General features: G+C 39.9%; 21 protein-coding genes and 1 riboswitch. Of the genes, 12 read left to right on the forward strand and 9 right to left on the reverse strand.

The features are described from left to right. The first annotated feature begins 293 nt into the window (after window positions 1-293). Window positions 294-472: riboswitch (Lysine riboswitch) on the forward strand. A 120-nt stretch (window positions 473-592) separates the two neighbouring features. The 5 genes from dapA to COD92_RS30455 all read left to right on the forward strand — a co-directional run bounded on the left by dapA (window position 593) and on the right by COD92_RS30455 (window position 4,731). Further along, window positions 593-1,480 carry a 4-hydroxy-tetrahydrodipicolinate synthase gene (gene dapA, locus COD92_RS30435; protein WP_098533637.1) on the forward strand — a complete coding sequence of 296 codons (888 nt, stop codon included), beginning with the start codon at window positions 593-595 and terminating at the stop codon, window positions 1,478-1,480. Window positions 1,481-1,592: 112 nt separating this feature from the next. Next, window positions 1,593-2,429, forward strand: coding sequence for an oxidoreductase (locus COD92_RS30440; RefSeq protein WP_098996825.1), 837 nt, complete (start codon window positions 1,593-1,595; stop codon window positions 2,427-2,429). Between the two features lie 134 nt (window positions 2,430-2,563). After that, complete coding sequence (locus COD92_RS30445; protein WP_098533668.1) at window positions 2,564-3,346, forward strand: aldo/keto reductase; 783 nt, start codon at window positions 2,564-2,566, stop codon at window positions 3,344-3,346. 82 nt (window positions 3,347-3,428) lie between these two features. Continuing rightward, window positions 3,429-3,947 (forward strand): DUF2243 domain-containing protein, encoded by a 519-nt coding sequence (locus COD92_RS30450; protein WP_098533669.1) that lies wholly within the window; start codon window positions 3,429-3,431, stop codon window positions 3,945-3,947. Beyond that, window positions 3,937-4,731 (forward strand): cytochrome c oxidase assembly protein, encoded by a 795-nt coding sequence (locus COD92_RS30455; protein WP_098533641.1) that lies wholly within the window; start codon window positions 3,937-3,939, stop codon window positions 4,729-4,731. Before COD92_RS30450 ends, COD92_RS30455 begins: the two co-directional genes overlap by 11 nt. A 200-nt stretch (window positions 4,732-4,931) precedes the next feature. Here COD92_RS30455 and COD92_RS30460 read toward each other — a convergent pair whose 3' ends face one another. Further along, entirely contained in the window at window positions 4,932-6,485 is a 1,554-nt protein-coding gene (locus COD92_RS30460) for an NAD(P)H-hydrate dehydratase (protein WP_098533643.1), read from the reverse strand. 155 nt (window positions 6,486-6,640) lie between these two features. Between COD92_RS30460 and COD92_RS30465 the strand changes: the two genes are divergently transcribed. After that, window positions 6,641-6,835 (forward strand): alpha/beta-type small acid-soluble spore protein, encoded by a 195-nt coding sequence (locus COD92_RS30465; protein ID WP_098533645.1) that lies wholly within the window; start codon window positions 6,641-6,643, stop codon window positions 6,833-6,835. Between the two features lie 53 nt (window positions 6,836-6,888). Here COD92_RS30465 and COD92_RS32410 read toward each other — a convergent pair whose 3' ends face one another. Beyond that, window positions 6,889-7,062, reverse strand: a complete 174-nt coding sequence (locus COD92_RS32410; RefSeq protein ID WP_186446446.1) for a hypothetical protein — start codon at window positions 7,060-7,062, stop codon at window positions 6,889-6,891. A 297-nt stretch (window positions 7,063-7,359) separates the two neighbouring features. Between COD92_RS32410 and COD92_RS30470 the strand changes: the two genes are divergently transcribed. From COD92_RS30470 to COD92_RS30480, 3 genes are all read left to right on the forward strand, one after another. Next, on the forward strand, window positions 7,360-7,653 hold the full coding sequence (locus tag COD92_RS30470) for a hypothetical protein (RefSeq protein WP_098533647.1): 294 nt from the start codon (window positions 7,360-7,362) through the stop codon (window positions 7,651-7,653). 334 nt (window positions 7,654-7,987) lie between these two features. Further along, the gene (locus tag COD92_RS30475; protein ID WP_098533649.1) at window positions 7,988-8,284 is read left to right on the forward strand and encodes a hypothetical protein; all 297 of its coding nucleotides are present in this window, start codon (window positions 7,988-7,990) and stop codon (window positions 8,282-8,284) included. 159 nt (window positions 8,285-8,443) lie between these two features. Continuing rightward, window positions 8,444-8,656, forward strand: coding sequence for a hypothetical protein (locus COD92_RS30480; RefSeq protein WP_098533651.1), 213 nt, complete (start codon window positions 8,444-8,446; stop codon window positions 8,654-8,656). Between the two features lie 87 nt (window positions 8,657-8,743). Here COD92_RS30480 and COD92_RS30485 read toward each other — a convergent pair whose 3' ends face one another. From COD92_RS30485 to COD92_RS30515, 7 genes are all read right to left on the reverse strand, one after another. Next, on the reverse strand, window positions 8,744-9,016 hold the full coding sequence (locus COD92_RS30485) for a hypothetical protein (protein WP_098533653.1): 273 nt from the start codon (window positions 9,014-9,016) through the stop codon (window positions 8,744-8,746). A 64-nt stretch (window positions 9,017-9,080) separates the two neighbouring features. Next, window positions 9,081-9,812, reverse strand: coding sequence for a TerC family protein (locus COD92_RS30490; RefSeq protein WP_098533655.1), 732 nt, complete (start codon window positions 9,810-9,812; stop codon window positions 9,081-9,083). A gap of 163 nt (window positions 9,813-9,975) precedes the next feature. Beyond that, the gene (locus tag COD92_RS30495) at window positions 9,976-10,515 is read right to left on the reverse strand and encodes an NADPH-dependent FMN reductase (RefSeq protein ID WP_098533657.1); all 540 of its coding nucleotides are present in this window, start codon (window positions 10,513-10,515) and stop codon (window positions 9,976-9,978) included. A 180-nt stretch (window positions 10,516-10,695) separates the two neighbouring features. Continuing rightward, the gene (locus COD92_RS30500) at window positions 10,696-11,190 is read right to left on the reverse strand and encodes an aminodeoxychorismate lyase (RefSeq protein WP_176541469.1); all 495 of its coding nucleotides are present in this window, start codon (window positions 11,188-11,190) and stop codon (window positions 10,696-10,698) included. After that, window positions 11,180-11,560 (reverse strand): hypothetical protein, encoded by a 381-nt coding sequence (locus tag COD92_RS30505; RefSeq protein WP_255286856.1) that lies wholly within the window; start codon window positions 11,558-11,560, stop codon window positions 11,180-11,182. Before COD92_RS30505 ends, COD92_RS30500 begins: the two co-directional genes overlap by 11 nt. A 212-nt stretch (window positions 11,561-11,772) precedes the next feature. Then, on the reverse strand, window positions 11,773-12,702 hold the full coding sequence (locus COD92_RS30510) for an aldo/keto reductase (RefSeq protein ID WP_098533659.1): 930 nt from the start codon (window positions 12,700-12,702) through the stop codon (window positions 11,773-11,775). A 73-nt stretch (window positions 12,703-12,775) separates the two neighbouring features. After that, window positions 12,776-13,396, reverse strand: a complete 621-nt coding sequence (locus tag COD92_RS30515) for a hypothetical protein (RefSeq protein ID WP_098533661.1) — start codon at window positions 13,394-13,396, stop codon at window positions 12,776-12,778. Between the two features lie 132 nt (window positions 13,397-13,528). On the opposite strand from COD92_RS30515, the gene COD92_RS30520 reads away from it, so the two are divergent. From COD92_RS30520 to COD92_RS30530, 3 genes are all read left to right on the forward strand, one after another. Then, window positions 13,529-15,109 (forward strand): acetolactate synthase large subunit, encoded by a 1,581-nt coding sequence (locus tag COD92_RS30520; protein ID WP_098533663.1) that lies wholly within the window; start codon window positions 13,529-13,531, stop codon window positions 15,107-15,109. Window positions 15,110-15,494: 385 nt separating this feature from the next. Further along, the gene (locus tag COD92_RS30525) at window positions 15,495-16,505 is read left to right on the forward strand and encodes a 2-oxoacid:acceptor oxidoreductase family protein (RefSeq protein ID WP_098533665.1); all 1,011 of its coding nucleotides are present in this window, start codon (window positions 15,495-15,497) and stop codon (window positions 16,503-16,505) included. Window positions 16,506-16,522: 17 nt separating this feature from the next. Continuing rightward, window positions 16,523-18,835: a thiamine pyrophosphate-dependent enzyme gene (locus COD92_RS30530; RefSeq protein ID WP_098533667.1), complete on the forward strand. Its 2,313-nt coding sequence runs from the start codon at window positions 16,523-16,525 to the stop codon at window positions 18,833-18,835. The last annotated feature ends 47 nt before the right edge of the window (window positions 18,836-18,882 follow it).

Raw genomic sequence — 18,882 nt, forward strand, 5'->3', positions numbered from 1 at the left:
TGGACGTCGACAGTCCTTTTTTTACAGTTATCCACAAGCGAATATTAGGTAAGTGTGTTTGAGTTACCCTAAAACTTGAAAAAAGTATTTGACATTGTACGCTAAACGAAAACAAAAGAGACTCGCTGAACATTTACTTCGGAGAGTCTCTTTTGTTTTGGTGAACTTTAGACCTATTTATTTTGTGATTTTTTCATTTATTCAAAAATTTACAGTTGATTTCCCTTGTATTGAAACGGAAAATTTGCTATATTAATAGTAATTACATATTCTCTTACTTCAATACCTTTTGAAGTGAGGATAGAGGCGCAAAGACCATCAGTACACTATTTGAGGAAAATGAGGTCCTATGATGATTGTGGAAAGGGGAATTTGCCGAAGCGGATAGAGTCTCATTGATCTTGAAGCTGGTTCTGTGTTGAATAAGCACAGAATTGTCATATAGGAAACTATATGGAGGGCTATCTCACGCATAGGAACTTATATTTTGATGTTTCTACAGCAGTAGCGACCCTCGTTGCTGCTTTTTTGCGTTGACATCAGAATGGCCTTACCCCTCTAATTTATAAAAAATTACAAAGGGTGAGAAAAAATGAATTTTGGCCAAGTATTAACCGCAATGGTTACACCATTTGATCAAAATGGTGATGTTGATTTTAATGCCGCAAGATTGTTAGTTAACTATTTAATTGAAAATGGCACTGAAGCGTTAGTTGTGTCCGGTACAACTGGTGAGTCCCCTACCTTAACAACAGAAGAAAAAGTTGCATTATTTAAGTTAGTTGTGGAGGAAGCCGCCGGCCGAGTTCCGGTTATCGCTGGTACGGGCTCAAACAATACACGGGCCTCCATCCATTTAACAAAACTAGCTGTCGAAGCTGGTGTTGATGGTATTTTACTAGTTGTTCCCTATTACAACAAACCATCACAAGAAGGAATCTATCAACATTTTAAAGCGATTGCCGAATCAACCGTTCTACCAGTGATGCTGTATAATATCCCTGGCCGCTGTGGCGTAAACATGTCTGTTGAAACCGTTGTTCGCCTCTCAAAGATTCACAATATCGTGGCCATTAAAGAAGCGAGCGGCAACTTAGATGCGATGGCTGAAATCATCAGTAAAACCCCAGATCATTTCTCTCTTTATAGTGGGGATGATGGCTTAACTCTTCCAGTTTTAGCCATTGGCGGGACTGGAGTGGTTTCTGTTGCTTCGCACATTATCGGCAACGAAATGCAGGACATGGTCACAAAATTTAAAAACGGACAGCTCGAGGAAGCAGCTGCTGCACATCGCAACCTCCTTCCGCTAATGAAGGGCTTATTTGCTGCTCCTAACCCAACGCCAGTTAAAGCCGCCCTAAATATGACGGGCATCCGTGTCGGTGATGTACGATTACCATTGGTACCATTAACCGATGAAGAAATATCAACGTTGGAAAAGTTGCTGCCAACTGACAAACTTGTAAGTGTGAGTTAAATAAAATAAGGCTGCCTTTTTAGGTAAGCCTTATTTTTTTAGGTTATTTCTATACATATCTTTCCTTTATGCATTTTTAATAATAGATATGGGCCTTGAAAGGAGAAGCAGAATGAATGGAAAAACAGCAATAGTGACGGGGTCGTCGAGCGGCTTTGGTTTACTGTGTGTAATTGAACTGGCATTAAAAGGATTTACAGTGATTGCCACCATGAGGAACACAAACAGAGCGAATGAGCTTTTAGACCTGGCTAAAGAAAAGCAAGTAGATAATTCTATTCATATCACTTCACTGGATGTTACCTCAACTGAATCGATTCATGATTTTAAAATATTCCTAGAAAATTATTCACAAATTGATGTGTTGGTAAACAATGCTGGGTTTGCGGCAGGTGGTTTTAGTGAAGAGCTCTCTATAGATGACTATCGGCAGCAATTTGAGACCAACTTTTTTGGCGTGATTGCCGTGACCAATGCTGTTCTGCCGATCATGAGGGCTAGAAAGCAAGGCAGAATTATTAATATGAGCAGTATAAGTGGTAGATTCGGGTTTCCAGGTTTATCGGCTTATACCGCCTCCAAGCATGCGCTTGAAGGATATAGCGAGAGCTTAAGGCTCGAGCTTCGTCCTTTTGGGATTGATGTTTCATTAATAGAACCTGGATCTTACCAAACTAATATTTGGACTAGTGTTGATCAACTCGAATATAATCAGGAATCACCTTACGCATTTTTTATGGATAGTCTTTTAAAAGAAATAAATAATGGGAAAGCAGATTATGGCGACCCTAGTGATGTAGCTAAACTAGCAGCCCAAATTGCCTCTGATCCTGGTACACCTGACCTTCGTTATCCGATTGGCAAAGGAGTAAAAATGAATCTATTCCTTAAAAAGACGCTGCCGTGGAAACTACTTGAAACAGCCGTATTAAAAAGGCTTAAATCTTAAAAATGAATAGAATGAAATCTGTTTGGTTGATTCTTCCATATTAAAGAGACTATACTAATGGTTGAATTAGTGATAAGGAGGAGAATGCATTGAACAGCTTACAGTCTAGTACTACCCTACATAATGGTGTTAAGATGCCATGGTTTGGCCTTGGTGTCTACAAAGTACCTGAGGGTGAGGTTGCCCTTGATTCTGTGAAAATGGCGATCAAATCCGGTTACAAAAGCATTGATACGGCTGCACTTTATGAAAATGAAGAAAGTGTTGGTCAAGCAATTAAAGAGTCTGGTGTTCCCCGTGAGGAACTCTTTATCACAACAAAAGTGTGGAATGAGGACCTTCGCAATGATTCCGTTGAAGAAGCATTTGAAACAAGCCTAAGGAAGCTCGGTCTTGACTATGTTGATTTGTACTTAATCCACTGGCCAGTAAAGGATAAATATAAAGATGCTTGGAAGGTTCTCGAAAAGTTATATAAAGAGAAACGTGTTCGGTCAATCGGGGTTAGCAATTTCAACATCCACCACATTGAAGACTTGATGTCTGTGGCCGAAATTAAGCCTATGGTAAATCAGGTCGAGTTACATCCTCTCCATTCGCAGCCTGAGCTGCGCGATTACTGTAAAAAACAACAGATTCAAATTGAGGCGTGGGCGCCGCTTGGACAAGGCAGACTGCTTGATCACCCTGTCTTACAAGAGATTGCTTCGGGCCATCATAAATCAATTGCCCAAGTGATTTTACGCTGGGATATCCAGAATGAAATCGTGACGATTCCAAAATCGATTAGGGAAAGCCGCATTAAAGAAAACGCCAATATCTTTGATTTTACGTTATCTTCAAGTGATATGGAAAAAATTAATGCCCTTAATGAAAATCAACGCTTTGGTGCTGATCCTGATAATTTTAATTTCTAAATATCTGTAAGACTGTCCTCCCTGGGACAGTCTTTTTTATATTTATTTGATTAATGATAGTCCTTTAAGGGTAGAGTGAATGATGAAAAATAAATGTACGAAGGTGAAGAGTTTGGTTCAATCTAGAAGCAGTAAAGATCTTTCAACTCATTTGAAGAAAAATCTCTGGTCAGGGGTATTTTTTGGAATTGGACTCGTCGCATTTATTGATGAGACGGTATTCCATCAGCTCCTTCATTGGCATCATTTCTATGATAAAGCTACGACGGCAATAGGTTTGGTTTCGGACGGATTTTTTCATGCGTTTAGTTGGTTCTTGACTGTTGGCGGATTATTTATGGTGGCAGATATCCGGCGCCGTAAGGTCTGGCAGCCTTTGAAATGGGTCGCCGGGGTCCTCCTTGGGGCAGGCGGTTTTCAATTATATGATGGGATAATTCAGCATAAATTGATGCGGCTCCATCAGATCCGCTATCATGTGGATATTGTCCCTTATGATATGGTTTGGCATATTACCTCTGTTTTGATGGTGCTAATCGGCATTGTTCTTTTAGTTCGTTTTGCTAAGAAAACAGGAGCTGTTTCGAGAAATGCACAATAGTCATCATTTAGGGTATAACTTCAGTTTCCACCTCCTCTTAATGGTGCCGTTTATTTTTGCCTTATTGGCTTATCTGGGGGCGGTAGTTAAAGTTGTTCTTTCAGGAAAAACATGGCCCCTTTACCGTGTGATCTGGTGGGTACTAGGTGTATTCTGTGCTCTTGGGGCCGTAACTGGACCAATAGGTGCACGGGCCCATGCCGAATTTACAGTACATATGATCGGACATTTATTGCTAGGTATGCTTGCGCCTCTACTTATGGTTCTAGCGGCACCGATGACATTGATTTTACGAACAGTTAATGTGGTGTTGGCTCGCCGTCTGTGTTTGATTTTAAAAAACAAATTTTTTCGATTTATAGGCAGCCCAATGATTGCTTCTGTTTTGAATATCGGGGGTCTATGGCTCCTTTATTATAGCAGCCTGTATAATGTGATGCAGGAAAATGTTTTTTTGCATTTGCTGGTGCATATGCATATTTTTCTGGCAGGATATGTTTTTACTTTGTCGATTATCTATATTGACCCTGCCCCGCATCGATTGAGCTTCGTGCATCGAGGGCTGGTGTTTGTGACCGCTTTATCGGGGCATGGGATTTTAGCCAAATATATATATGCCCACCCTCCAGCTGGAGTGGGTGCGGAACAGGCTAAGATGGCCGGAATGGTTATGTATTATGGCGGTGATGTTATTGAGCTTGTTTTGATTATTATCTTTTTCTATCAGTGGTATAAGTCTTCGAGACCTGCTAAGGCTGTGGATCAATTATACGGAGTCCAATGAATCGGTGGGATTCCCTTGATGAGATAAGAGTTCATTGACCGTTAGGAAGGAATCGGCTCCCCATCGGTTAATGAAGTTAGGTCTCATTGACCGTACTAACCAAAAAATCACATTCACGGACAATGACAGACCGTTTNNCGTTCCATTGACCGTCCTAAACTAAAACTGTCTCTCTTGGGCAATGACGCGACCGATTCATTTTAATTCCACAACAACCGCAGCTGCTCCCTAATCCCATCAATTAAATCCAAAGGCCCTACACTGTAACTAGAAAGCGTCACGGACCTCTCTTCCCCTGCTCTGGCATGCAGATAACTCGCAGCAACCATCGACTCAACAGGAGAAGCACCTTGCGCTAAAAACGAAGTAATCATCCCCGTCAACACATCACCGCTCCCACCCTTGCCAAGCGCATCATGGCCATGAGGATTAATAAACACATTGCCATCTGGGGTAGCAATAACCGACCGGTGTCCCTTTAACAACAAATAAACGCCGTAATCTTTCGCGAAAGTCTTCGCAATCCCTATTCGGTCCTCTTCCACTTCTTTAACCGTCTTATTTAACAACCTCGCCATCTCGCCAGGATGGGGCGTAAAAATGACATCCCCTTTATATTGCCGTACCAAATTCAACTCGTCCCGAAGCAAATACAAAGCATCTGCATCAACCACAACCGGCTGGGTGGTCAATAACGATATCAAGGATTTCATCCAAGCCTCACCACCAGGAAATCGGCTAATCCCCGGACCCATCGCCACACTCGTAAATTGATGCAGTAAAGTTGAAAGTTGATCAATCGCCTTGATAGAAAAATGTCCTTCCTCATCCCGCAACGGCAAATATAATGACTCAGGATTTTGTGCGGCAGCCATTGGATAGATACTCTCCGGTAACGCTAATGTGACTAGCCCTGCACCAGAATTGAGCGCTGCTTTTGCCGAAAAAATCGGTGCACCAACATAGAACTTGGATCCCCCAACAACCAGAACATGACCAAATGTCCCCTTATGACCATCCTTTGGCCTTACCGGAACCGATTTAGCAACTAGATCCTCCGTAATTAAACGCGGTAAATTTATACCCAAATCCTCAACTATTGATGGCGGCACGGAAATATCAACCGCCTTCCATTCACCCACAAACTTTGGACCATCCTCTAAAAAGAACCCTTTTTTAGGAAAAACAAACGTCACTGTCATTGAAGCTTTGACTGCTGTCCCCTCTACCCTTCCGCTATCACTGTTAACACCAGAAGGAATATCAACAGAGACAATTAGTTTTTTCCCTGCCTGTTCATTTATCATGGATATGATGGCTCCGAAAGGTTCCCTAACAGGCCCACTTACACCGGTCCCTAAAAGTGCGTCAACAATCACATCGGCCTGTTCTATTTCCAACTGAACCAAATCAAGCGCACTGTCATGTAAAAAAAGAATCGGTAACTGCCGGTTCCGATAGACGTCAAAATGTACCTTCGCATCCCCTTTAATCTTATCAGGGGGTACAACCAAACCTAACTGCAAATCATATCCCAAATCACACAGTCTTCTTGCAATAACAAATCCGTCCCCGCCATTATTCCCGCCCCCTGCGAGCACTAAAATACGCGGTTTCTCACAAGGAGAACCCGAAATAATTTCCTCCACTACCCTTGCTCCAGCATTCTCCATTAAGACGATTCCCGGCAAGCCAAACTTGTCCATCGTATATTGGTCCATTTGCTGCATTTCTTTTTGACCTGCTATAAACATTATACTCGCTCCTTCTTCCAGTCCTTTCCCTTATTATAAACCTTACCCAAGCTCAAGACAGTTTAGATCCACATGAATTTGAAAAAACAAATAGGTTAAATTATATACGAGCAACTGTTTAGTTGCTCAAAAAAAATCGTCGGGAGTGATGTATCATGGGTAGAAACAAACTTTTGGTTCCTGGTTCAGGCGATGTCCTTAATCAAATGAAAGAGGAAATTGCCAACGAGTTTGGAGTTCAACTTGGTGCTGATACGACCGCACGAGCAAACGGCTCAGTCGGCGGCGAAATGACCAAACGTTTGGTCGCATACGCTGAGCAAGCATTGCGAAATCAGCAAGGTCAATAACCTATGCGATTTCAAAAGGGTGTCCTTATTTGGACACCCTCTTTTATCAACATTTAATTGGCAAACAGAATTTTGATTTCGCTCTCCGCCTCCACCATCCTGCCAAACCGATATCCTTCAATTAGCACATGTCGTTCATGATCGGTTAAACGGCGGTTCCATTTTGTTTCTAAATACATAATCACTTCGTTATAAAAAATTTCCGGATAATCAAAAGGGGTATTCATCAAATTCTTCTCCTCCTTTTCTTAATCGCCTTTGCTTTTATCCATCATGTCCAAAATCTCGACTATTTAAAATAGGATGACCGCAAACACGGCGAAAAATCATAAACGAGATTTGGAATAATCCCTTTTATAATAAATTATGCAAGAACTTAAAATCTGTATAGTCCAATAACAGTAGGCAAGAATCATTATTTTTTTAAAATAGGGAACAATAGTTGTGAAACTGGTTGTAAACTATGTAAACTGGCAGAAACCGGTTTATGATTATTATATTATGGGAAAGCGGTGAACGTGTTTATGAATCAGGATTTTTCAATCAATCACGAACAGATGCCTAACTTTAAAAGTCATGAAGAAGCACGCACTTATTTCAAAAACCTTTACGGCGATCGGTTTTTACTAAGAGGAACAGATATTCGCGAGGGAACAAAAGTCACCATGTATCATCTTGTGAAAAATCCTGAGGTATATCAGCCATATATGGAAAGTTTTTCTCATGAGGTGAAACATGAAATTACAAACATGGATGTCTTTAAAAGCTATAATACGATTGAAATAGATGAAAATGGAAACGTTCATTTTCAATCTTAACAAAGAAAAAAGGGAGCATTATAAGTGTAACGGGTTCCTAATCTATCGGAATACGTGAACTTGTACCTGAAAATATAAAATGCAAATGAACTTGCACCACAAAATGTGGTGCTTTTTGAATGTGAAAATAAAATAGCCCAATCATAATTGAACTTAGCTGCTTCAAAATTTAATTTCGAAGCTTTCTTTTACTAACGCCTCCGTAAGTTTAACAAACCCCTTCTCTTTTACTGCACATTTAGTTGGTACCGTTCAACATTAAAATAAGTTTTTTTATTTTTACGTTCTTTATTATCCTTTATTCCATACGCTTATTAATGGGGAGTGAAAACTAATGCAAAATGAGAAGTTTGATATCGAGATACTTAAATTAATTGAGAATAAACTTGATTATATTTACTCTATAGCTAAATCTAATTACAATGATAACCCCGAATTAATGGATACTATTGAAAATTTAGCTCAGGTAGCAAATATCTTTGCAAAAAGTAGAATTCAAGAATTAAAAGGTCATGTCATAACCTCCAGTCCACAAGGATTCATAGTGTCTAAAATAGCTAACTCATATTCAAGAATGCAAAATTATGAGAAGCAAAAAAAAGATATTAACGTTCCGCCTTGGAAGCTTTAATGCTTCTTTTTTTGTTCTAAAGACCATTACTTTTTTTATACATGTCCCCATATTCTTAAACTCAAGCACAAAATTAAGAAAACTTGAAATAATTATTGCGAATTTAAAGGAAAAAACAACCTATATGTCGAAATTATTATAGATAAAGGGGTTGACCCAATGAATAAAGTGGATTTACTAAAAAATCTTCGCAATGCCAGTCGAGGTAATTTTTTTTCAACAGAGATTCCTAAGGCTTCTAACGAGAATAAAAAAAAGATTGAAGAATGGGTTGGAGAATTAGAGAGTGAAGGAAAAATCAAGTTGAGAGAATGTGTACAGCGAGAAGACTCAATTTATTTACACGGAATAATTAAGTATGCATCGGAATAATCCGGTGCTACTTGCAAGATCGGACTTAATGTCATAATAGCATCAAAAGAAAAAGCCAACAAAAGTTGACCTTTAACTTTTTTATCATTAAATTTCATTTCTAATCAAAAAATCTATTTGTTTTTGTGAAAGTTGCTCACGATCAATCTCAATATCTTTCCCGCTGCCAATCAAAACAAGATCATCGTGACTTGATATCGGTTTTCTTCCTCTTGGTACAGATTCTGTATATTTCTTCCACTCACCATTAATCTTTGCGAGTGAGACATCACCTCTTTTCATCATCAAACCATCTATACTTTTCGGCATCATCAAACCTTTTATAAATTGTTTATTTGAAAAATAAAAATCTTCTTCCATTTTTTCATCTCCTTATTAGTTATTAGTATAACCCATTATTTTAAGTGCCTTCCCTCTTTAAATATTACATTGTAGTTTCTTTTCCAACTAATTTTCGAATGAAATGAATAAGGAAGGTACTTAAGAAAATTCCAATTAGGATACTAAAAAACACTAATTCATCCATATGGAATCCAAAAGCCGAAACAATCATTTTTACCCCAATAATCGCTACAAGGATAAAAGCCGTTGTCTCGAATTCGGGCACTTTTTCGATAAGTGCAAGAAAAAGGTGCGCGACTCCCCGCATCATCAAAATTCCGATGACTCCACCAAGCAGTAAAATCCACTCTTGATTTGAGACGCCAAACGCGGCAATGACACTGTCAAAACTAAAGGCTATGTCCATCAGCTCTACCGTTAACACGGTCCGCCAGAAGCCTTTCTTTCGACTTTGAACTTCGTCATCCTCTTCATTTTTAGTTAAAAAGTTTTGAAATACAATCCAAAGCAGATAGTGACCGCCGATTATTTTTATCCAAGGGATAGTTGTTAGAGTTACGCCAATCCCAATTGCTATTATTCGAAAAAAATAAGCCCCAAATATCCCATAAAATAAGGCTTTCCTTTGCTGTTTCTTCGGAAGATGTTTGACCATCACCGCTAAAACAAGGGCATTATCAGCAGACAGCAGGCCCTCTAGGATAATCAAGGTACCAATTACTCCCCAGCTGGCTGGATTCGTAAATACCTCATTAAAGGCCTCCAGTGAAAAAATCGTACTGTAACTATTTAATATTCCTTGTAAGAAGTCCATCTGGATTTATTTCTCCCTTTCCCATTCCAGTAATGTTTGTCCCAATTTAACAGGTTTGTCTCCTTACTTAAATGTATGAAAGGCTTATGAATATATGACTGGCATTCTTTAACACAAAAAAAGCCTGTACTCCTCAAAGCAAACGGAGTACAGGCTTTAGTTCTTATTCTTTAATCAAGTCAATAAACCGCTCAACGACCTCATCAACAAATTTAACTGTTGCTTCATCTGCTAGGCGACCTGTTTTCTCATCGAATTTAGCCATAGCTTGGTTAATGAGAATCTCATTGCCAACTGGCGATAAAAGCTTTACTTGTAAAGCAGTTAAAATTTGACGCAACTGAAGCTGAGCACGTAAAGTTCCCATTAACCCGGTGGCAGCCCCTGCATTCATAACCGGCTTGCCAATTAGCACCTTATCCACACGTGATAACCAATCAAGTGCATTTTTTAAGACTCCTGGAATCGACCAGTTATATTCTGGAGTAATGATAATCACTCCGTCCGCTTCTTTTACCTTCTGTTTAAACTCCAATACAGAATCAGCAGGATTGAGTTCTTCATCCTGGTTATAATGCGGGAGCACACCAAGATCTAGTACTTCTAAATCAAATTTATTAGCGAAACGCTCCTGAATCGTGTAAGCCAATTGCTTGTTATATGAATCTTTCCGTAAACTGCCCACAAGTGCTACGATTTTCATTCTTATTCCACCTTTTTCCTATGTAATAAGTTGATTATAGAAATAATAATTTAAAAATTCAATTTTCTTGCTTGCACTAGTAAGAAAAGCGGAAGGCGCCTGGAGCTGGACAATTCTCGAAGTCGAATTTTATTCTTATCTTTAAGAAAAGCCGATTTCTTTTAGAAACCGGCTTTTTAATCATTTGAAAATAGTGGCAACAACCTGATCGTATGTCATCTTACTGTCGACCACGAAAACACCTGGGCGTAATTTGTTTTCCAGCCCTTTCGCCTCGATATCCTTTGAAAAATCAAAGGCGTTCTTAACAATATTCGCGGATACAAGGATTCTTCCTACATCAATACTGGTCATTCCGTCTGCTACATTAATGACAACACGTGTTTCTGTTTTAGCTGCGTCGGTAGCTGCAGGAGCCGCTTTTGTTTGAACTGATGCCTTGGCATCCTGCACTTGCTTATCATTTTCAGCCTTCGTTTGGACGACATAGCCCTTTGCTTCCAGCTGTGTTTTCATTTCATCATCAGATGGCTGAACCTTCTCAGTTGAAGTAGTGACTGATGATTTAGCAGTTGCATTGGCAACATCATTTTTTCCCGAAAGATAAATTGCGCCACAAATTGTGGTGGTAATCAGCATACCGGCTGCAAAACTGCTAAGTAAATTAATTTTCATTTGCAACCTTTCTCCCTTCCTTTAATGTCCGGTAAGGAGCGAGCATTTGTTCAATCTTCTCTACACTTACTTGTTTCATATCGGCAATGCTTTCGGTTGAGTAATTGCGGTTCGCTAAATCGAGTACTTCACGCATGAAGACTTTTTCTTCAGAAGTAAGTTGAACGCCTGCTTCCCTCATGACGACTTCGATATCAAGTTCAATGTTCCTAATTGCATCTTGAATTGCATTGATTTCCTTCATAGTCGAGATATGAATTAAATCAATTTGCTTATGTTCTGCCTTTGATGCTTGAGATGTCCTGTAAATTGAAATTACTAGTAATATTACAGAAATCCCGAATAATCCGGCTAAAGTCCAAACCATCATTTTTAATACCCTCCAATAGTTTATAACAAATATATATTATACAACCAATCTAGTTTTTTTGCCTATTTTAACTGCAAAATACGGCTAAAGTCGTAGAAATTTGGCATATTACGGAGAACCAGGAAACATTTCTGTCTATTAATAGCAACCTCTAGTAATTACATTGCAACAAATAAAAAAGTAATGAGATAAAAATCTCATCACTTTTTTATTTAAGATTGGAAAATTTGGTCAATTTCTTTAATTTCATCATTGGTTAACTGGATCTCCAATGTTTTAAGATTATGGAGTACTTGTTCTGCCCTTTTTGCTCCTGGGATAATAACATCAATAGCCTCGCGGGTCAAATACCACGCAAGAACAATATGTGTTACTTCTGCCTCCTTTGCATTGGCAATTTTGCGAATGCGCTCCATTCTTTCAAGTGTATCTTCGAAAATCTCTTTTTTGAAAAACTTCCCGCGCTTTTCTTCTAGATTCGTGTTCTTATCATATTTACCTGTCAATAAACCAGAGGCAAGGGGAAAGTACGGGATAAAGGAGATTCGATTGTTGTTGACGTAAGGAAACAATTCCCTCTCCGCTTCACGGCTTAATAAGTTATATTCACCTTGGTACACATCTACATATCCATCCTTATTGGCCTCTTTCAACTGCTCGATGGAAAAATTAGAAACCCCGATGGCTCTAATCTTTCCTTCATCCTTCAATTGTTTTAATGCCCCTACCGCTTCATCCTTCGGTGTGTCTTGGTCTGGAAAATGGATATAAAATAAATCTATGTAATCTGTTTGCAGACGCTGTAAGCTCTTTTCGACAGCTTGTTTTAAAAAGGCTGGAGAATTATCAAGGACGATGTCTTTTCCGACGAATTTATGGGCTGCTTTAGTAGCAATGACAATCTCCGAACGACTGCAGTTTTCTTTTACAACTTCCCCAATAATCTCTTCGGAACGTTTTGGACCGTAGATAAAAGCGGTATCCAAGAAATTAATCCCGTTCGTGAGTCCGTTACGAACTAATTCCCTGCCTGCTTCTTCGTCAAGGTTTGGGAATAGATTGTGACCACCGACAGCATTGGTACCCAGACCAATCGGATTAACATATAAATCGGTTTTTCCAATACGAACTTGATTTAACATTTACCAATCATCTCCTTATTTTACATATTTTCATGATAACAAACATTGGACAAATAGACTAAGTGAAAGACTCTTAAAAAATCAGACTCCTTAATTCAGCCTCAGTATATTTACCCTTAATGCCTTGTTTATTTTGAAAATAAAGATAGATTTCTTCATTGGAATAATCCTCTTTTAAACCTTTTATAGTCGTTGCTAAATAAGCATGTGAAGGCTTTTTCCATTCGATATCATTGATATCCCACGATGCAGTAAACGTATAAATTGGATACCCCTTTTCCTCCCCTAAATATAAAATGTTCCCGTACCAGGCATTGCGGCGGAATACTTTCGAACCCTTTTTGATAACCTCATTTAAATCAACCATAAAATCTATTCCGTTATTTTCCTGACTAACTACATCTATAAACTGCTCAAAAGTGATTAAGTATTTCTTACTATATGTAACATAACTGGGATCTTGTGTTAACCCAATAAACGCCACTCCTTGTGATTCCCATTTTGCTGCCTCTTTTGCAAAGTAAAGGGGAAAATTCATAGTAAAAGTGGACGAAGCTACTGGAAGTGAGGGATCTTTACATCCTGTCTCCATCTTTGTAGAGCCTTCGGGTTTTCCCCCTTTTATGTAACATAAAAAACGATCAGTATTAATATTTGAACCATAACTTGCATACCAGACATAATTTTTGTTCACTATATCCCACCTTTCTTCCCTTTTTTATATTGTAACACTATTGGGTCTGTATGATATTTCCTCACAGCTTATGATTACTCACATATTAGCTAAAACTACTTATAATAATTCCTTTTCTATTAGGAGGACCACATGAAACTAACCGATACACTTGTACAATGCTTAGAAAATGAAGGGGTTGAATACATCTTTGGAATCGTCGGCACCGAAACACTCGATCTAGCTGATTCCCTTTCAAAATCAACAAAGATACAGTATGTGAATGTCAGGCACGAACAAGGCGCCGCCTTTATGGCTGACGTCTACGGAAGATTATCAAAAAAAGCAGGCGTCTGTTTATCAACACTTGGGCCAGGTGCTGCTAACCTGGTCACAGGTATCGCAAGCGCTCAACTTGACCATTCCCCGCTAGTGGCCTTAATTGGCCAGGCTGGGGTTGAACGCCAGCATGGTGAATCACATCAATATATGGATATTGTCAAACTACTAGAGCCTGCAACAAAATGGAGCACACAAATCCTTGATTCACAAACGGTCCCAACGGTTTTTCGAAAAGCTTTCAGACTTGCACTTATGGAGAAACCAGGTTCAGTTGCCATCACCCTGCCAGAAAACTTTGCGGCCGAACAGATTGCAAATACTCCTTTACCGGTTACGCTAACACCTGAAACAGTTCCGGATGCAGAATCACTAAACACTGCAAAGGAACTTATTCAAAAATATACTAAACCTTTCATTATTATCGGAAATGGTGTAATCCGACAAGCGGCTGTCCAAGAGCTTATAACCTTTATCAACAGCCTTCAATCTCCTGCCTCACACAGTTTTATGGCAAAAGGGATTTTACCACCAGAACACCAACAGAATTTTTTCACATTCGGGTTCAAAGAAAACGACACTGTTCTTGCTGGTATAAATGAAGCCGACCTTTTAATTGTCATCGGTTTTGATTTTGTCGAACAGCTGCCAAATGCTTGGAATAAAAACAAACTCCCAGTTTTACATATTGATCCATTGCCAGCAGAAGTAAATGAATATTACCCGGTTCAGTGTGAGCTTGTCGGTAATATAAAGAAGACACTTGAAGCCCTAAACCAAGCAGAGTTAACGGTCAAATCCTGGCTGCCATCAGGTGACCTGCAAGCTCAAATTAAAACAACCTATCAAATAAACCAAAACCAACAAGAATCACTGAACATTGAGAATGTTCTTCACGTAATTGAAAAATTTACTCCCGAGAACACGATTGTCATTTCCGATGTCGGCGCCCATAAAGTATCTATCGCCAAAACCTATCAGCCTAAAAAACCGGACCGGTTAATCATGTCAAATGGACTGGCCACCATGGGGATTGCCATCCCAGGTTCAATCGGGGCAAAACTGGCCTGCACTAATGACCCTGTTATATGTATTACCGGTGACGGCGGCGCTCTCATGAATTTTGCTGAACTCGAGACCGCTAAGCGTCTGGGTCTCTCATTTACCATTATTGTTTTGGACGATTCGATGTTAAAGCTTGAAGTAAAACAAATGAACAATAAGTTTGGGAACACCTACGGAGTAACCTTCCAAAACCCAGATTTTGTCCAGCTCGCCCAAAGCTTCGGGGTTAAAGGAATCAGGCCTAAAACATTAGCCGAACTGGAAATCATTCTTAAAGAACCGCAACAAGAAATCGTGCTAATCGACCTTGTCACACAAAATCCCCAGTAAGCTTGGAATATGGAATACTTCCCAGAATATGTAGATAGAAAGTCTTATTTTAGGGAATGTAACTTTTTATATTTTGGAAAGTTACAAAGTTACAAAACAAATTAACAAGAAAAAGGCAGTACTCATAACCATGTCGGTTACAGGTATTGCTTTTTTGTTATACAACAAACTAAACTGTACTATATCAACGGTTCAAAAAATTGTAACTGATTCCTATAACTTTCTTACTTTTCTTGACTATATCGCAAAGAAAAGCCTGTTACATTTTTATAATAAAAAATCTGTTGTAACTAATTTTGCATCCTGTTACAATAAAACCATAGAATTTATAGAAAATTTATAAAATTCTAATTGTTAATGTTCTAAACGATTGGAGGAGTGCTTGTTGTCAAGATTACCAAAAGTGAATGAATTAGGTTTCTTTGAAATCCGACTTGAATCCATTGGCGGTTTAGGAGCCAATTTAGCCGGAAAGATGCTTTCTGAGGATGGAGTTGTTGGAAACGGACTCAATGGAGTCGGTTTTTCATCATATGGATCCGAGAAAAAAGGATCGCCTGTAAAAGCACACATTCGTTTTTGCGACCCAGAAACGAACATACGCGACACCACACCAATAGAACGTCCACATGTAGTCGGCATTTTCCATGATGCCCTTTTCAAGACCATTGATTGTACCAGTGGGATTTACCCCGATAGCACCATCTTAGTGAACTCACAAAAAACTCCTGATGAACTCAAACATGCAATGAAAATCCCTGGCGGAACCATCGCTATCGTTGATGCAACAGGGATTGCCCTCGAAGAACAAACCAAAGCCAACACTGCCATGTTAGGGGCACTCTACCGAATCTTAAATTTCTTAGACCCAGAGTCGATGAGACAGACCATTCGCCGCACCTTCGAAAAGAAATACCCACACTTAGTCGAACCAAACATTCGTACCTTTGATCGCGGTTTTAATGAAGTTGAATTCCAAACCTACTTAGTAGATGAAAAAACAACGCTAAAACCATTTAAACGCGCAGAACCGCTGCTCGGTTACGAAACTCAGACGATTGGCGGGACGATCATCAATCCAGGAAACAGTATCTTAAAGGACTTGAGTATATCCCGTGCCGGCATGCTGCCGCATTTTCATGAAGATAAATGTATTAATTGTGCAGCCTGCGATACCGCTTGCCCTGACTTTTGTTTTGTTTGGGAAGAAAAGGCAGATAAACGGGGCCGGCCGCAAATGTTCCTGCAAGGGATTGATTATCAATATTGTAAGGGCTGTTTAAAGTGCGTTCATGCTTGTCCTGTTGACGCTCTATCAAGTGAGCGGGAATATAATGACGGCTACGCAGACAAAAACCGTGTGCCTCATTTATTTGATCTAGCGATTCGAAACTAAGGAAAGGGCGGGAATTTATGTCCATCGAAATAAACCAAGAAAATATAACCGTTCCAAAAGGAACAATTGAACAAAGTATTGTGTTTGAATCTGGTAATGAAATGGCGGCCTATGCAGCCCATCAAATAAATTATCATGTAATGGGCTATTATCCGATCTCTCCTTCGACCGAGGTTGCACAGTTCCTTGATGGAATGAAAGCAAAAGGTGAACATGATATCGTGTTAATTCCTGCTGACGGTGAACATGGTTCTGCAGGTATTTGTTACGGTGCGTCAACTGGGGGCGGACGTGTATTTAACGCGACGAGTGCCAATGGCTTTTTATATATGTTAGAGCAGCTCCCTGTTCAATCCGGTACCCGTTTTCCAATGGTACTGAATTTGGTCAACCGCTCTGTGTCTGGCCCTTTAAATATTCATGGCGATCATTCCGATCTTTATTTTGCCTTAAATACAGGCTGGCCGATTTTAATGGCCCGTGATCCTCAAATCGTCTATGATATGAATATTATTGCTATTAAACTAGCAGAAGATTCTGAAGTTCGCCTTCCGGTCATCGTCTCTTTCGACGGTTATTTCACCTCTCACCAAAAACGGCGGGTTCAGGTCGTGAAGCACAGAGCGGATGTTCAAAAATTTATTGGCGAGCCGCCAAGGAACTTCCCTCATGCGTTGGACCGTGAGAATCCTGTCACAATCGGCCCCTATATGAATGAACCTGATTATATAAATAACTGCTATCAACAGTCAGTAGCGATGTATAAGGCAGAGCAGGTTTTCGAAAGAATTTCCCACGAATATGCGGAGTTAACCGGCCGGGAATATCCTGTTCTAGATTTGTACCGAATGGATGATGCGGAGCTTGCCGTATTCATGCTGAATTCAGCTGCTGAAGTATGTAAAGATGTGGCTGACAAACTTCGTGCACAAGGAATCAAAGCCGGGGTCATCTCCCCTAATATGATTCGTCCATTCCCGCAGCAAAAGTTAGCCGAAGCACTAAAAAATGTTAAAGCGGTTACAGTTGGTGACCGTGCAGATTCTTACGGTGCACATGGCGGAAATATGGCCCTCGAAGTAAGAGCTGCACTTCAAACCGTTGGAAACAGCCATACGAAAGTAGTAAACCGTGTGTACGGATTGGGCGGCAAAGACTTCTATGCAGATGAAGCTGAAACTTTTTTCCAATTAGCTCAAGAGGCTGCTGAAAAAGGTTTCGTTGAGAAGCCATTCGACTATTTTGGCCATAATCCAGGTAAACCGGAATTTGCTCCAAAACGCGTCTTAAATCCAATGAAAAAAGAAGACCTGAATACAGGTCTTCTAACCGTAACTCCTGACGAAAAAACAGGAGAATTAAAAGTAAAAATCCCTCCATTAAGGAGCTTAACGAAAAAACCGAAACGCTTGGCTTCTGGACACGGAGCATGCCCAGGATGCGGAATATTCTCAGGATTAGAGCTGTTTTTCAAAGGAATTGAAGGAGATATCGTGGCGCTATTCCATACAGGATGTGCGATGGTTGTAACAACCGGTTTCCCTTACAGTTCTCACAAAGCAACCTATATTCATAATCTCTTTCAAAATGGTTCGGCAACATTATCTGGACTGGTTGAAATGTTCCATGAGCGAAAACGCCGCGGTGAATTAGATGAACTGGGTCTCTCTGACGATTTTACCTTTGTCATGGTCACCGGTGACGGAGGAATGGATATCGGGATGGGCCCTGCAATCGGAACGGCACTCCGGAATCATAAAATGATTATTCTTGAGTACGATAACGAGGGTTATATGAATACAGGCAGCCAGTTATCCTATTCGACGCCTATGGGTCACATGACAAGCACTTCAAGTGTTGGGAAATTCCAAAAAGGAAAACCCTTCCACCACAAGGACACAGCGCAAATTATGGCTGCGACTCATATCCCATATGTCTTCACGGGAACGGAAGCATTTGACCGGGATCTTTTGAAAAAGGCTGCGAAAGCCCAATGGTATGCCAATAATGAAGGCTTAGTTTACGGAAAGATTTTAATTACCTGCCCTTTAAACTGGAAATCGAAGGATGAATTAGGCCAGTCGATTGTCGAGGCTGCGGTTAATTCCTGCTTCTTCCCTCTCTATGAGGTTGAAAACGGAATTACCACGATCACCTACGATCCTGAGGCTAAGAACAAACGATTACCTGTTACTGATTGGCTGAAGTTGATGGGAAAAACCAAACATCTGTTAAAAGAAGACAGCCAAGACTTATTGAAAATGTTTGATGAAGAAGTAGAACGCCGCTGGATGAAACTAAAGGCGAAGCACGAAAGTCCATATTTATAAGAAAAGCGCAAGGCGCTTAGACTTCGGCGACAAGCACAAGACGAGCC

Source organism: Bacillus sp. AFS037270, assembly GCF_002585305.1.

Excerpts from the sequence above, each read along its gene's own strand:
- COD92_RS30495 (WP_098533657.1), bottom strand. The coding sequence starts at position 10,515 with ATGAAAATCGTAGCACTTGTGGGCAGTTTACGGAAAGATTCATATAAC.
- dapA (WP_098533637.1), top strand. The coding sequence starts at position 593 with ATGAATTTTGGCCAAGTATTAACCGCAATGGTTACACCATTTGATCAA.
- COD92_RS30500 (WP_176541469.1), bottom strand. The coding sequence starts at position 11,190 with ATGAAAATTAATTTACTTAGCAGTTTTGCAGCCGGTATGCTGATTACC.
- COD92_RS30465 (WP_098533645.1), top strand. The coding sequence starts at position 6,641 with ATGGGTAGAAACAAACTTTTGGTTCCTGGTTCAGGCGATGTCCTTAAT.
- COD92_RS30490 (WP_098533655.1), bottom strand. The coding sequence starts at position 9,812 with ATGGACTTCTTACAAGGAATATTAAATAGTTACAGTACGATTTTTTCA.
- COD92_RS30530 (WP_098533667.1), top strand. The coding sequence starts at position 16,523 with ATGTCCATCGAAATAAACCAAGAAAATATAACCGTTCCAAAAGGAACA.
- COD92_RS30470 (WP_098533647.1), top strand. The coding sequence starts at position 7,360 with ATGAATCAGGATTTTTCAATCAATCACGAACAGATGCCTAACTTTAAA.
- COD92_RS30480 (WP_098533651.1), top strand. The coding sequence starts at position 8,444 with ATGAATAAAGTGGATTTACTAAAAAATCTTCGCAATGCCAGTCGAGGT.
- COD92_RS30455 (WP_098533641.1), top strand. The coding sequence starts at position 3,937 with ATGCACAATAGTCATCATTTAGGGTATAACTTCAGTTTCCACCTCCTC.
- COD92_RS30460 (WP_098533643.1), bottom strand. The coding sequence starts at position 6,485 with ATGTTTATAGCAGGTCAAAAAGAAATGCAGCAAATGGACCAATATACG.
- COD92_RS30485 (WP_098533653.1), bottom strand. The coding sequence starts at position 9,016 with ATGGAAGAAGATTTTTATTTTTCAAATAAACAATTTATAAAAGGTTTG.
- COD92_RS30440 (WP_098996825.1), top strand. The coding sequence starts at position 1,593 with ATGAATGGAAAAACAGCAATAGTGACGGGGTCGTCGAGCGGCTTTGGT.
- COD92_RS30475 (WP_098533649.1), top strand. The coding sequence starts at position 7,988 with ATGCAAAATGAGAAGTTTGATATCGAGATACTTAAATTAATTGAGAAT.
- COD92_RS30520 (WP_098533663.1), top strand. The coding sequence starts at position 13,529 with ATGAAACTAACCGATACACTTGTACAATGCTTAGAAAATGAAGGGGTT.
- COD92_RS30510 (WP_098533659.1), bottom strand. The coding sequence starts at position 12,702 with ATGTTAAATCAAGTTCGTATTGGAAAAACCGATTTATATGTTAATCCG.
- COD92_RS30505 (WP_255286856.1), bottom strand. The coding sequence starts at position 11,560 with ATGATGGTTTGGACTTTAGCCGGATTATTCGGGATTTCTGTAATATTA.
- COD92_RS32410 (WP_186446446.1), bottom strand. The coding sequence starts at position 7,062 with ATGAATACCCCTTTTGATTATCCGGAAATTTTTTATAACGAAGTGATT.
- COD92_RS30445 (WP_098533668.1), top strand. The coding sequence starts at position 2,564 with ATGCCATGGTTTGGCCTTGGTGTCTACAAAGTACCTGAGGGTGAGGTT.
- COD92_RS30450 (WP_098533669.1), top strand. The coding sequence starts at position 3,429 with ATGAAAAATAAATGTACGAAGGTGAAGAGTTTGGTTCAATCTAGAAGC.